Annotated in this window: 13 protein-coding genes; 3 read left to right on the top strand and 10 right to left on the bottom strand. The window is 66.9% G+C overall.

From position 1 onward, the window contains the following. The 3 genes from AC1DHL_RS28705 to AC1DHL_RS28695 all read right to left on the bottom strand — a co-directional run. Positions 1 to 210: tripartite tricarboxylate transporter permease (locus AC1DHL_RS28705; RefSeq protein ID WP_478164203.1), on the bottom strand; the 210-nt coding region annotated here is incomplete at its 3' end. Positions 211 to 220: 10 nt separating this feature from the next. After that, positions 221 to 709, bottom strand: a complete 489-nt coding sequence (locus AC1DHL_RS28700) for a tripartite tricarboxylate transporter TctB family protein (protein ID WP_478164202.1) — start codon at positions 707 to 709, stop codon at positions 221 to 223. A gap of 104 nt (positions 710 to 813) precedes the next feature. Further along, positions 814 to 1,029: a DUF3820 family protein gene (locus tag AC1DHL_RS28695; protein ID WP_478164201.1), complete on the bottom strand. Its 216-nt coding sequence runs from the start codon at positions 1,027 to 1,029 to the stop codon at positions 814 to 816. Between the two features lie 129 nt (positions 1,030 to 1,158). On the opposite strand from AC1DHL_RS28695, the gene AC1DHL_RS28690 reads away from it, so the two are divergent. After that, positions 1,159 to 2,397, top strand: a complete 1,239-nt coding sequence (locus tag AC1DHL_RS28690; RefSeq protein ID WP_478164200.1) for a DEAD/DEAH box helicase — start codon at positions 1,159 to 1,161, stop codon at positions 2,395 to 2,397. Positions 2,398 to 2,409: 12 nt separating this feature from the next. On the opposite strand, the gene AC1DHL_RS28685 is transcribed toward AC1DHL_RS28690, so the two are convergent. The 6 genes from AC1DHL_RS28685 to AC1DHL_RS28660 form a co-directional block, all read right to left on the bottom strand. After that, on the bottom strand, positions 2,410 to 3,594 hold the full coding sequence (locus AC1DHL_RS28685; protein WP_478164199.1) for a low temperature requirement protein A: 1,185 nt from the start codon (positions 3,592 to 3,594) through the stop codon (positions 2,410 to 2,412). A 34-nt stretch (positions 3,595 to 3,628) separates the two neighbouring features. Beyond that, positions 3,629 to 4,789, bottom strand: a complete 1,161-nt coding sequence (locus AC1DHL_RS28680) for an acyl-CoA dehydrogenase family protein (protein WP_478164198.1) — start codon at positions 4,787 to 4,789, stop codon at positions 3,629 to 3,631. Positions 4,790 to 4,876: 87 nt separating this feature from the next. Beyond that, positions 4,877 to 6,526 (bottom strand): Vgb family protein, encoded by a 1,650-nt coding sequence (locus AC1DHL_RS28675; RefSeq protein WP_478164197.1) that lies wholly within the window; start codon positions 6,524 to 6,526, stop codon positions 4,877 to 4,879. A 172-nt stretch (positions 6,527 to 6,698) separates the two neighbouring features. Beyond that, positions 6,699 to 7,535 (bottom strand): ABC transporter permease, encoded by an 837-nt coding sequence (locus AC1DHL_RS28670; protein ID WP_478105766.1) that lies wholly within the window; start codon positions 7,533 to 7,535, stop codon positions 6,699 to 6,701. Between the two features lie 22 nt (positions 7,536 to 7,557). Beyond that, positions 7,558 to 8,484, bottom strand: coding sequence for an ATP-binding cassette domain-containing protein (locus AC1DHL_RS28665; RefSeq protein WP_478164196.1), 927 nt, complete (start codon positions 8,482 to 8,484; stop codon positions 7,558 to 7,560). 152 nt (positions 8,485 to 8,636) lie between these two features. Continuing rightward, on the bottom strand, positions 8,637 to 9,527 hold the full coding sequence (locus tag AC1DHL_RS28660) for a LysR family transcriptional regulator (protein ID WP_478164195.1): 891 nt from the start codon (positions 9,525 to 9,527) through the stop codon (positions 8,637 to 8,639). Positions 9,528 to 9,637: 110 nt separating this feature from the next. Between AC1DHL_RS28660 and AC1DHL_RS28655 the strand changes: the two genes are divergently transcribed. Together AC1DHL_RS28655 and AC1DHL_RS28650 are read left to right on the top strand one after the other, a co-directional pair. Further along, the gene (locus tag AC1DHL_RS28655) at positions 9,638 to 10,282 is read left to right on the top strand and encodes a glutathione S-transferase family protein (RefSeq protein WP_478164194.1); all 645 of its coding nucleotides are present in this window, start codon (positions 9,638 to 9,640) and stop codon (positions 10,280 to 10,282) included. Continuing rightward, positions 10,279 to 11,250, top strand: coding sequence for a pyridoxamine 5'-phosphate oxidase family protein (locus AC1DHL_RS28650; RefSeq protein ID WP_478164193.1), 972 nt, complete (start codon positions 10,279 to 10,281; stop codon positions 11,248 to 11,250). Before AC1DHL_RS28655 ends, AC1DHL_RS28650 begins: the two co-directional genes overlap by 4 nt. Before the next feature lie 12 nt (positions 11,251 to 11,262). Here AC1DHL_RS28650 and AC1DHL_RS28645 read toward each other — a convergent pair whose 3' ends face one another. Then, a complete protein-coding gene (locus AC1DHL_RS28645) occupies positions 11,263 to 12,414 on the bottom strand; it encodes a cytochrome P450 (protein WP_478164192.1) in 1,152 nt (383 codons plus the stop codon). Between the last annotated feature and the right edge of the window lie 26 nt (positions 12,415 to 12,440).

The raw sequence follows: 12,440 nt of genomic DNA, 5'->3' as shown, positions 1-12,440 counted from the left end.
GCCGTAGTAGATGCCGGCCAGCATGATCAGCGCCGACACGGGCGGCAGCGCGTAGGTGGCGGGCAGCAGCATCGCGATGGTCGCCACCGGGCCGATGCCCGGGAGCACGCCGATCAGCGTGCCCAGGATGCAGCCGACCAGGCAATACAGCAGGTTGGTGAGCGTGAAGGCGACGCCGAAACCGGTCGCGAGGTTGTGAACCAGATCCATGAAGGTCTCCTCAGCCCGAAATGAAGGTGGGCCAGACCTGGATCTGCAACTTGAGCGCCCAGATGAAGGCCACGTAGCTGCCTGCCGCCAGGATGGTCGAGAGAACCAGCACGTCGCGCAGCTTGAAGTGCTCGCCCGCGAGGCTGGAGATGATGGTCAGGGCGTAGATCGCGAGGATCATTCCCATGGCCGGCAGGCCGATGCTCGGCAGTCCGCCGAGCAGCACGCCGAACGCGAGGTTGGCGGCGAGCACGAAGAAGAGCGGCTTCCATGCCCACTTGCCGATGGGGTCGCCGTCGGCCGTCTCGACCACCAGCGACTGGAACATCACCGCCGCGCCGAGGATCGCGAGCAGGATCCCCAGCATGAGCGGGAAGTAGCCGGGGCCCATGCGGGCTCCGTCGCCGATGCTGTAGGAGGTCGCGCCAATGGCGAAGGCCCCTCCTATGGCTGTGAACATGACTCCTGAAAAGAAGTCAGCCTGACTCTTGATGCGCATGTCTCGCTCCTCGTTGTAGTAGGAGTGAGGGTCGTCGCCTGAAGCTGACCATTGGCTGACCAGTACTGTACGGACTTCCACGTACCGTCAGTGGCCCGTCAGGCTCAAGATTTGCGGCGAAGCGGGTTCAGCAGCGCCTTGAGGCCGTTGTGATCGATCTCGTGCATGAGTGCCAGGAGCCTGCCGATCTCCCCCTTGGGGAAGCCTTCGCGGGCGAACCAGGTCAGGTAGTTGCCGGGCAGGTCGGCGATCACGCGGCCCTTGTACTTGCCGAAGGGCATTTCGAGGGTGACGAGGCGTTCGAGGTCTTGGGGGGTCATAAGCCAACCTCCGCGCTTCGCGCTGCGGTGCGAGCGCCTTCGGGCGGCCGGGCGGCGCTCATCAACAAGGTTCCTGCTGGCTATGCTGCTTCATCTTTGCGCCCTGTGCTGTTGCTGTTCCAATCCACCATGTCATTCAATTCCCTGGGACTCGATCCCGCCCTGGTGCGCGCCGCCGCCGACAAGGGCTATGCGGCGCCCACGGCCATTCAGCTCGAAGCCATCCCGCCGATCCTGCAAGGTCGCGACCTGCTGGGCGCGGCCCGCACGGGTTCCGGCAAGACGGCGGCATTCTCGCTGCCCCTTCTCCATCGGCTGGCCGACGAGCCACGCCGGACGCCGAGGCCGTTGCGCGCGCTGATTCTCGTGCCCACGCGCGAGCTGGCGGCGCAGGTGGGCGAATCCATGCGCGGCCTGGCGCAGCACCTGCCCGTGTCGCTCAAGATTGCCGTCGCCTTCGGTGGCGTGTCGATCAATCCGCAGATGATGGCCTTGCGAGGCGGCGCCGACGTCATGATCGCCACGCCCGGCCGTTTGCTGGATCTCATCGACCATCGCGCTCTCCGGCTGTCGTCGGTGTCGATGCTGGTGCTCGACGAGGCCGATCGCCTGTTCGACCTCGGCTTCGCGGAAGAGCTGAATCGCATCCTCTCGCTGTTGCCGGAGCGGCGCCAGAACCTGCTGTTCTCGGCCACCTTTCCGCAGGCGATCCAGTCGCTGGCCGAGGCGCTGCTGCGCGATCCGGTCCGGGTGGAGGTTGCTTCCGAAGCGGTGGATGAGCCCGCGATCCTGCAGCGAGCCATCGAGGTCGACGCGAGCCGGCGCACGCAGCTGCTGCGCCAGCTGATCGAAAAGAGCGGATGGTCCCGCGTGCTGGTCTTTGTTGCCACCAAGCACGCGTCGGAGATCGTGGCCGACAAGCTCCGCAAGGCCGGCATCGACGCCGAACCTTTTCACGGCCTGCTGAGCCAGGGCAAGCGCACACAGGTGCTCACCGACTTCAAGGCTTCCCGAGTGAAGGTGGTCATTGCCACCGACCTTGCGGCGCGCGGCATCGATGTGGTTCATCTGCCGGTCGTCGTGAACTACGACTTGCCGCGCTCGGCCGTCGATTACGTGCACCGCATTGGCCGCACGGGCAGGGCGGGGGCCAGCGGCCTGGCGGTGACCTTCGTCAGCGCGGCAACCGAGGCGCATTTCCGACTCATCGAAAAGCGCCAGGGCCTGAACGTGCCGCGCGAGCGTGTCGCGGGATTCGAGCCGGTGGAGACCGAGGCACCGGCATCGGTCGCGGCCGACGGTACCGGCGGCATCAAGGGAAAGCGGCCGAGCAAGAAAGACAAGCTGCGCGCAGCCGCGGCGCGCTGAGCGGCCGGCCTTTCAGCGCACCGGAACGGCTGCGCGCGTCCGGTAGGTGTCCCAGGCAGCGACAGCCAGGATCACGAGCGTCGTCAGCATGTTCATCGTCAGCAGGTCGAGCATCGCGGCGGCAGGCAGCAGCGCAGCCACCGCGATCACGCCGACGACGTGCGAGACCGGGAAGGACCCGTAGACGATGCGCTTGTAGAGCCCGTTGCCCGCCAGATAGGCGACCGGCGCGCCGGCCATCACGATCAGCGCCGGCAGGTCCATGTGGCCACGCGGATGCGCAATGACGAGTTCGTTGCCCACGGCCGTCACGATGATCCCGCCGACGATCAGCACGTGCACGTAGTGGAAGTAGGCGCCGATGCGGCCCGGATCGTCGGAGTGTTCGATCACGTGGCTGCCGTCGGCACTGCTGGTGTCGAAGTAGAGCCACCACATCGCGAGGCTGCCCGCGAAGGCACTCAGGAAAGCCACCGTCGAAAGAGTGCCGAGGGTCTGGGTCTTCGCGAAGGTGTCGCCGATGAGCAGGATCGATTCGCCCAGCGCCATGATCACGAAGAGCTGGCAGCGCTCGGCGAGGTGGCCGCCTTCGATGGTCCAGTCGGAAGTGTGCGAGCGCCCCAAGCCGAGCAGCGGGAAGCCGAACATCGGCGAGATGTATTCGCAGGCGACGGCCACGGCCCAGAAGCCCATGCGCACCGGTCCGGCCGCGATGGCGCCGGCGATCCAGAAGACGGCAGCGATGCAGCTCCAGCCCAGGATCCGCTGGAAGTTCGGGGCCAGCACATGGCGGCCGCGCAGCAGCATGACCACGAAGAGCGAGCGCCCCACCTGGATCGCGATGAAGGCCGCTGCGAACACCGCCCCGCGTTCGGCAAAGGCGCCGGGGATCGCCGCCGACATCACCAGCCCTGCCAGCATCACGCCGAAGAGCAGCAGCCGGATCGGCGCTGTCCGCGGGTCGAACCAGTTGGTCACCCAGCAGGTGTATTGCCACCCCAGCCACACGGCGAACCACAGCAGCAGCGTTTCGAGCGCGCCGAGCGGTGTGAGGTGGCCGAGCAGATAGTGCGACAGCTGCGTGACCGCGAAGACGTACACCAGGTCGAAGAAGAGCTCTTCGTAGGTGACCTTGGCTTCGGCGCCGTCGCGACGGCGCAGCGCCGGATGCGAGTTCGAGGCGTGGTTCTCGGGCATGGGCGGATTCTCTCCGGGCCATGGCCCGTTTCGGTCATTCCCGCGGCGGCTTCTTCGCGATGCCCATCGTCTTGGCGAGGATGCCGAGCATCACCTCGTCCGCGCCGCCGCCGATCGATGCCAGCCGGCCGTCGCGGTACAGGCGCGAGACGCGGTTTTCCCAGGTGAAGCCCATGCCGCCCCAGAACTGCAGGCAGGTGTCCGCCACCTCGCGCGTGAGCCGGCCGCACTTGAGCTTGGCCATGGAGGCGAGTTCGGTCACGTCCTGCCCCTGCACATGCAGGTCGCAGGCGCGGTAGGTGAGCGCCCGCAGCGCCTCGACCTCGGTCTTGAGTTCGGCGAGCTTGAACTGCACCCACTGCTGGTCGGCCAGCGTGCCGCCGAACAGCTTGCGCTGCTGGGCCCACTCGATGGTTTCGGCAATGCAATCGTCCAGCGGCACCAGCGAGCTGGCGGCGCACCACAGGCGCTCTTCCTGGAACTGCTGCATCTGGTAGACGAAGCCCTGGCCCTCCTCGCCGATGCGGTTGCGCTGGGGCACGCGCACATTGTCGAAATAGATCAGCCCGGTGTCGCTCGAATGCATGCCGATCTTGCGGATCTTCTTCGCCTTCTCGATGCCGGGGCTGTCCATCGGAACCATGACGAGCGATTTGTTGCGGTGCACTGGCCCGTCGCCGGTGTTGACCAGCATGCACATCCAGTCGGCCTGCAGGCTGTTGGTGATCCACATCTTCTGGCCGGTGATCAGGTAGTCGTCGCCGTCCTTGCGTGCGTAGGTCTTCAGCCCGGCGACGTCGCTGCCGGCGCCGGGCTCGCTCACGCCGATGCAACCCACCGTCTCGCCCGCGATGGCCGGCGCCAGGAACTCGCGGCGCAGCGCGTCGCTGCCGAAGCGGGCGAGGGCGGGCGTGCACATGTCGGTCTGCACGCCGATGGCCATCGGCACGCCGCCGCAGCTCACGTGGCCCAGCGCCTCGGCCATCGCCATGGCGTAGGAATAGTCGAGGCCCGAACCGCCGTAGAGCTCCGGCTTGTTGAGCCCGAGCAACCCGAGCGCGGCGAGCTTCCTGAAGATATCGTGCGCCGGAAAGCTCTCGGCCTCCTCCCATTCGTCCACGTGCGGATTGATGTGCTCGTCGATGAAACGGCGCATCGTCTTCTGGATTTCGAGATGCTCGTGGGTGTATTGCATGCCTGTCTCCGGTCGGTACTTGTGTCGGCTTCGCCGACTTTAGGCGGCGGCCGGCATGCCCGCTTGCGGGAAGTGGCTACGGGAGCGTCAGCGCTGCGGCCGGATCCGGTAGAGCGCGTTGTTGCGATCGGCCGTCATGTAGATGGTGCCGTCGCTGCCGACGGCGACCCCGGTCGGCACGTAGGGCCGTGGCATGCCCGGACCGCCTTCCAGGCCGATCGGCAACCCTTCGGCCACGGTGCGGCGTGTGCCGCTCGCCGGATCGATCTCCACCAGCCGTCGCGCGGCGGTTTCCGCCACGATGAAGCTGCCCCACGGCGTCTGCGCCAGGCCTTCGGGCATCGCGAGCCCCTCGGCGATGACCCGCAGCGGCGCGCTGGCATCGAGCGGGATGCGCGTCAGCTTGCCTCCGGCCTCGGTGACATAGAGCGCGCCGTCCTTGCCGATGATCATCTGGACTGGTCCGTCGAGACCGCTGGCGATGACTTCCTTGGTCTCGAACTTCGGGCCGCTCGCGCGCGTCACGCTGCCGGTGGCGATCTCCGCGTAGATCACGCTGCCGTCAGGCATCGGGATCGCATCGTAGGGCGCCTTCAGGCCGTGCAGCATGCCCGTGGTCTTGAGCGTCTTGCGATCGACCAGCTGCACCGTGCCCGAGAACCACGACGACAGCGCGAAGTGCGTGGGCGACAGGCCGACCGAAAACGGATACTCGAGATCCGGATCGCGTTGCATGCGGAAGATGTCGCGCACCGCCCCGCTCGTGGCGTCGACCTGGCGGAAGCCGAAGATGTCGGCCACCCAGAGGTTGTTGCCGTCGATCTTGAGGCCGGCCGGCACCGCGAGCCTGCCGCCGGTCAGGAAGCGCAACTCGCCCGTGTCGGGATTGAAGGCCTCGACCGAGTTGTCGGCCATGTTCGAGACATAGATGGTCCCTTCAGGCGCGATGGCGAGGTTGTCGAGCGAGGGCTTGAGCTGCTTGGCGACGGTCTTGCGTCCGGTGGCCAGATCGACCCGCACCAGTTCCCCGCTGCGCGCGTCGACCACCCACAGGTTGCCCTTGCCGTCGAGATTGGCCGCGGCGGGAATCTTGAAGCCGTCGGCGATCACCGTCATTGCGCCATTGGCCGGATCGATCTTCACAACCTGGCCCTTGAACCACAGCGGGCCGTAGAGCATGCCGTCGGGACCGACCTCGAAACCATTGAAGCCGCCCATGTCCTTCTTGATGAGGCGTGGCGGCTTCTGGCCGGCGAGGTCGATCTCCCACAGCGCGTCGCCGAGGAACACCTGCGAGGCGTAGAGCTTGCCGTTGCGGCGATCGAAATCGAGCGAGTTGAGTCCGGGCAGGTCCTTGGCGACCACGCGCATCGGCGCGTTGTCGTTGTCGCGCATGCGCAGCATGCCCATCAGGTAGTTGGTCCAGGCGAGTTCGCCCTTGGGGCCGACAGCGATGTCGTCGGCTTGCCCCTCGGGGCTCTTGATGAGAACGCGTGCGGTGCCGGTCTTCCGGTCGACCTCCCACAACGAGTTGCCGACCACCGACCCGGCGAGCAGCCGGCCTTGCTTGTCGATGGCCAGGCCGTGCACGCCGGAGAAGGCCGAGGGCGCCACGATCGCCTCCGGCGCGGCCCAGGCGTTCGGCCTCGTGGGTGGCGGTGTCGTCGACGGTGTCGTGGTGCAGGCCCCGAGAAGGAATGCCGACGCCAGAAGAGCGCCGCCGATGATCCGCTTCATGTTGTCTCCTCGCTTTGTAGTCCTCGCGGGACATGCTACGCCCGATGCGGATAAATCAACACGGCCTGAGCCAGGAACCCCGCGGAACCGGCTTCGCCGGGCCGCCGGGGTTGCCCCCGCAGGGGGGGTACCCGAGCCACACGAAGCGGGCGAGGCTGGGGGTGATCTTTTTTCAGGATCTGAAGCGTTTGCGTGTCAGTCCGAGCGCTATCCAGTACGCCGCCACCGTGTAGACCACCAGCACTACCGCGTGCCGCCACCAGTCCGCCGGCCACTGATCCATGAAGAGTGGCCGCACCAGCATGACCGCATTGGTCAGCGGCAGCCACGCGGCGACAGCGCGCACGGCGCCGGGCAGTTGGTCCAGGGGAAAGAACACGCCCGAGAGGAACATCATCGGCGTCATGAAGAGCGTGAAGTAGTAGGTGAAGAAGTCGTAGCCCTTCGCCAGCGCGTTGAAGATCAGCGCGATGCACGAAAAGGTGATGCCGACACCCACCAGCACGAACCACGCAATGATCAGCTTCGGGCTGTGGCTGATGCCCAGCGCGAGCATCACGAACATGATCGCGGTGGTCGTGAAGATCGCCTTGAAGCCGGCCCACAACATTTCGGCCAGCACCACGTCGTCGAGCCCCACCGGCGCGTTCATGATGCCGTCCCAGGTCTTCTGGACGTGCATGCGCGAGAAGGCCGAGTAGAGCGCCTCGAACGAGGCGGCGTTCATCGCGCTCATGCAGACCGAGCCGCTGGCCAGAAACAGGATGTAGGGGATGCGGGTGCCGTCGACTTCGATCTTGCCGACCAGCGCGCCCATGCCGTAGCCGAAGGCCACCAGCCAGATCAGCGGCTCCGCGATGTTGCCGATCAGGCTCGGGATCGCGAGCTTGCGCCACACCAGCAGGTTGCGCAGGAACACCGGCCACCAGCGCATCGAGAGTTCGGGCGGGCGCCATACCGAAGGCGCGGCCAGTGCCTCGGCGATTGGCGATGTCGTATCGATCTGCATGCTCATCGCTGCCCCTTCTTGATCAGCCGTCTTCGCGAATCTGCCGGCCGGTCAGCTTGAGGAACAGGTCCTCCAGATTGGCAGGCCGATGGAAGGTGCGCAAGCCGCTGCGGTCGCCGAGCGCTGCCATCAGGCCGCGCGCGTCCTGTGTGTAGAAGAACACCGTCTCGCCGCTGACCTCGACCCGCGCAGCGTAGTCCTTGAGCGGCGATTGCGCCAGTTCGAGCGCCCCGTCGCCGTACAGCTCGACCACGTCGGGTTCGAGATACTGGGCGATCAGGTCGCGCGGACGGCCCTCCGCGATCTTGCGGCCGTGGTCGAGCACGAGCAGCCGCGAGCACAGCCGCTCGGCCTCGTCCATGAAGTGCGTGGTCAGCAGGATCGACTTGCCCTGCTGCAGCAGCACCTGGAGCCGTTCCCACATCAGGTGCCGCGCCTGCGGGTCGAGCCCGGTGGTGGGCTCGTCGAGCATCAGCAGCTTCGGGTCGTTGACCAGCGCGCGCGCCAGCGAGAGGCGCCGCCGCATCCCGCCGGAGAGCTCGCCGGGCTTCGCGTCGGCCTTGTGCGAGAGCGCCGCGAACTCCAGCAGCTTCGGAATGCGCGGCGTGATCTCTGCGCGCCGCATGCCGAAGTAGCGTGCATAGACCATGAGGTTTTCCGCACAGCTGAAGTCGGGGTCGAGCGAGTCGAACTGGCTCACCACGCCGAGCAGCGCCTTGATGGCGCGCGCATCGCGCGGCATGACCAGGCCGCCGAGCCCTTCGATGGTGCCGTGGTCGGGGACGGTCAGCCCGAGGCACATGCGAATGGTCGTCGTCTTGCCTGCGCCGTTGGGGCCGATCACGCCAAGGCACTCGCCGGGCGCGATCTCGAAGGAAAGATCGTCCACCACGGTCGTGGTGCCATAGCGCTTGTGGAGGTTGCTGGCTTGGAAGAGGGGGGTCGGCACCGCTGAATCATAGAGATCTCCCCCAGGTTGGCTCACTTCGTGTAGCCGCCCACCCCCTTCCGGGGGCAACCCCGGCGGCCCGGCGGAGCCGGTTCCGCGGGGTTCCTGGACGGGGCCTGGGGCGGTTTTGATGGGGTGGCCACTGGCTGGATCTACAGCCTTATGCCTGCGAATTCCGTCTTCATCCAGTCGATGAAGGCACGCGTTCGGGCCGGCAGCAGCCGTGCATGCGGATAGATCACACTCACCGGACGCGGCGGCGGTTCGAACTCTGCCAGCACGATCTGGAGCCGGCCCTGCGCCACCATCGGCAGCACCTGGTAGGAGAAGAAGTTACCGAAGCCCATGCCCGCCGCGCAGGCCTCGACGGCCGGCGCGATGTGGTTGAACTCCAGATTGCCGTGGGTCGGGATCGGCAGGGCGCGCCCGTTCTCGCGAAACATCCATGGGCCGATGGTCGTGGGATGAATGCGCACGCAGTTGGCCCGCTGCAAGTCGCGCGGATGCGCCGGCGTGCCGTGCCGCCGCAGGAAGTCCGGGCTCGCGACCACCACGCGGCGGATGCTGCCGAGCTGTTGCGCCACCAGCGACGAATCCTCCAACGCGCTGATACGTATGCCGACGTCGACACCTTCTTCGAGCAGGTTCACGGGGCGGTCGTGCAGCAGCACGCTGCAGCGCATCTTGTCGTGGCGCTGGAGAAAACGAACGATCGCCGGCGAAACGTACATGTGGCCGAACAGTACCGGGGCGGTGACCGTGAGCAGGCCCGCGGGTTCGGTCGCATCCAGCGTGAGGGCGCGGTCGGCGGCATCGGCTGCCGCCAGGACTTCCCGCGCGCTTTGCAGGTAGCTGCGGCCTTCTTCGGTCAGGGAGATGCGCCGCGTCGTGCGGTGGAAGAGCCGCACGCCGAGGTGGGCTTCGAGTGCCGCAAGCGAGCGCACGACGGCCGGGAGCGATGTGTCCAGCGTGTCGGCAGCCTTGGTGAGGCTGCCCTGCTCGGCGATCTGCACGAAGGTCTGCATGGCTTTGAGGCGGTCCATTCGGCGATTAGACCGGAATCCGGAGCAGTCAACTGCATTGGGCGCCATTACTCCCCAAAGAGGAGCAAACCAGAATGGAGGCATTCCAACGCACCGCCAGGAGAACCCGCATGACTTCCGCCCGCCCCGCCCAGCCCATCAAGCTCTACAGCTCGGCCGTCTCCGGGCACTCGCATCGTGTGCGGCTGTTTCTGTCGATCCTCGGCCTGCCGTTCGAGACGATCGAGGTCGACCTTCGCGCGCGCGCACAGCGCAGCCCCGAATTCCTTCGCCGCAATGCCTTCGGGCAGGTGCCGGTCATCGAGGACGGCGATGTGACCTTGGCCGACTCGAACGCGATCCTGGTCTACCTGAACGAACGCTATGCACCTGATCCGGCGCGCTGGCTGCCTCGCGATCCCCTTGGTGCGGCCCAGGTGCAGCGGTGGCTGTCCGTCTCGGCGGGTCAGCTGGCAGGCGGACCTGCGGTGGCGCGGGTGATCGTGCTGCTCGGGTTGCAAAAGGACGCGGCCGAGGTGATCGCCCGATCCCACGAACTCCTTCGCGCGATGGAAGGCGAACTCTCGCAGCGGCCTTTCCTGGCGGGCTCGTCCCCGACGCTGGCGGATATTGCCAACCACACCTACGTGGCGCATGCGCCCGAAGGCAACGTGTCGCTCGCGGACTATCCGCATGTGCGCGAATGGCTGGCGCGCGTCGAGGCGCTGCCGGGCTTCGTGCCGATGGCGGCCTCTCGCGCAGGGCTTGCGACATGAACACCGGTGTCGCGGCGAATGCGTCGCCTTGGCACGAAGGCGAGCGGGCGATGCAGGCGCGCGCCGGCGTGCTGGAGCGCATGGCGATGTTCGGGTCGCGTGTTGTTCGCGACTACATGCCCGATCAGCATCGGACATTCTTTGCGCAGTTGCCATTCCTGATCACGGGCGGCCTCGACGGCGAGAAGCAGCCGTGGGCAAGCGTGCTGGCGGCGCCACCTGGTTTCGCGCATTCGCCCGACGAGCATCACTTGCGTGTCGACGCCCGCGCCGAAGTGGGCGACCCGCTCGCCGATGCGCTGGTGACGGGCACCCCGGTCGCCCTGCTGGGTATCGAGCCACACACGCGGCGGCGCAATCGCATGAACGGCGTGGTCGAACAGGTCGATGCGCGAGGCTTCTCCGTGGCTGTGCGGCAGAGCTTCGGCAATTGCCCGAAGTACATCCAGGCGCGCGAGCCGGTGTTTGTGCGCTATGCACGCGCGTCGCCGCTCCCGCACCGCACCGATGTCCTGGATGCCGCAGCGCGCCGCATGATCGAGACGGCAGACACTTTCTTCATCGCGACCGCGCATCCGGCAGCGGGCGATGAGGCTGCGTCGCATGGTGTCGATGTGTCGCATCGCGGCGGCCGTCCGGGCTTCGTGCGGGTGTCGGACGACGGGACGTTGACGGCGCCAGATTTTGTCGGCAACTCGTTCTACAACACGCTGGGCAACATCGCAGTGAATCCGCGTGCGGGCCTGTTGTTCATCGATTTCGAAACCGGCGATCTGCTGCAGCTTGCGGTGACCGCCGAGGTCGTCTGGGATGGCTCCGAGCTTGCTGCCTTCGAAGGTGCGGAACGGCTTCTTCGCATGCGGGTCGTCGCCGCAATCCATCGGCCGGCCGTATTGCCGCTGCGCTGGGGGCCGGCGGAACAGTCGCCATTTCTGGAAGCGACGGGAACGTGGCCGCGGGCCGCGTGATTCGCGGCGCATTCAGTGAAAGCGTGGAATGCGCGCGTTGACGGATGGGTGGTAGTCCCAGCCGCGCTCCTGCAGCGCATCGGTGGCGAGGCCACTTGCCAGCAAGGCTTGCAGGCCCGCCGCAGCCACCGTGCAGGCCAGGGACTGGCCAGGGCAGGCATGCGCGCCATGTCCGAACCCCAGCGTTTGCCGGCTGGCTCGCATCAATTCGAAAGTCGCCGGCGCGGGATTGAGGGCAGGGTCCCGATTCGCCGCGCCGAGCACCAGCAGCACCGCATCGCCGGGTGCGAGTTCGCAGCCCGCGACGACGGTGCGTTGCGCGACGAAGCGGCGCGTGTTCTGGACCGAAGGATCATGGCGCGCGACTTCTTCCACCAGCGCTGGAAGCAATGTCCAGTGCGAGGCCAGTTTGCGGCGCAGGTCCGGCTCGCGTGCCAGCGCCGCGAGGCTGTTGCCCAGCAAGCCCGCCGTGGCCTCGCAGGTTTGCGACAGCAGGCCGACGAGATTGGCGCGGAGCGCCTTCGCGCATCGGTCCTGCGCCTCGGCTTGCACAGCCGCGAGCAGGCTTCCGTTGCGAGCCGGACGGGTGGCGACGTGCTGTTCGAATCGCGCCATCAGCGCAGCGGCCGCCCCGCTGGCGGCGTCGAGCTGAGCCTGCGTCGACAGCGGCGAAAGGCAGGCGACGAAATCGCGCATCCACCGCGACAACTGCGGCAGCGCCTCGTCCGCGAATCCCAGGAGATGCGCAACGGAGCTGACAGGAAATGCGAAACAGAAGTCGCGCAGCGGTTCATCCGCCATCCTTTCGGCGAGCCGCAAGGCATCGGCATGCGCGGCCGCGAGATCGAGCCCCGCCAGCGCGCGCTGGAGCACCGGCTTGTGGGCCATGTGTCGTTCACCGTCGTTCATGCGAACGAGCTGGCCGAACACTTCGCCCGCAGGCGTGCCGGCGATGGCATTCGGCACGGGCTGGGCGAGTGGGCGCACGCGCATGGCATCGTTCGCCAACAATTCGCGGACGACGTCGGCGCGGCTGGCGATCCACAGTCGCAGACGCTCGTCGCGGACCAGTGCGGGCCCGCTGCGCAGCGCGGCGTACCAGGGATAGGGGTTGGCATGCGTGACGGCGGCGATGGCGTCGGTGGGCGGAGCGAGATGTGTCATGCGGCGAGTCTGATGCTTTTCAATCG

Source organism: Variovorax sp. 10L426, from assembly GCF_056395305.1.
This window is presented reverse-complemented; position numbering and strand designations above follow the sequence as displayed.

Excerpts from the sequence above, each read along its gene's own strand:
- AC1DHL_RS28650 (WP_478164193.1), top strand. The coding sequence starts at position 10,279 with ATGAACACCGGTGTCGCGGCGAATGCGTCGCCTTGGCACGAAGGCGAG.
- AC1DHL_RS28660 (WP_478164195.1), bottom strand. The coding sequence starts at position 9,527 with ATGGACCGCCTCAAAGCCATGCAGACCTTCGTGCAGATCGCCGAGCAG.
- AC1DHL_RS28675 (WP_478164197.1), bottom strand. The coding sequence starts at position 6,526 with ATGAAGCGGATCATCGGCGGCGCTCTTCTGGCGTCGGCATTCCTTCTC.
- AC1DHL_RS28700 (WP_478164202.1), bottom strand. The coding sequence starts at position 709 with ATGCGCATCAAGAGTCAGGCTGACTTCTTTTCAGGAGTCATGTTCACA.
- AC1DHL_RS28645 (WP_478164192.1), bottom strand. The coding sequence starts at position 12,414 with ATGACACATCTCGCTCCGCCCACCGACGCCATCGCCGCCGTCACGCAT.
- AC1DHL_RS28685 (WP_478164199.1), bottom strand. The coding sequence starts at position 3,594 with ATGCCCGAGAACCACGCCTCGAACTCGCATCCGGCGCTGCGCCGTCGC.
- AC1DHL_RS28680 (WP_478164198.1), bottom strand. The coding sequence starts at position 4,789 with ATGCAATACACCCACGAGCATCTCGAAATCCAGAAGACGATGCGCCGT.
- AC1DHL_RS28670 (WP_478105766.1), bottom strand. The coding sequence starts at position 7,535 with ATGCAGATCGATACGACATCGCCAATCGCCGAGGCACTGGCCGCGCCT.
- AC1DHL_RS28655 (WP_478164194.1), top strand. The coding sequence starts at position 9,638 with ATGACTTCCGCCCGCCCCGCCCAGCCCATCAAGCTCTACAGCTCGGCC.
- AC1DHL_RS28690 (WP_478164200.1), top strand. The coding sequence starts at position 1,159 with ATGTCATTCAATTCCCTGGGACTCGATCCCGCCCTGGTGCGCGCCGCC.
- AC1DHL_RS28695 (WP_478164201.1), bottom strand. The coding sequence starts at position 1,029 with ATGACCCCCCAAGACCTCGAACGCCTCGTCACCCTCGAAATGCCCTTC.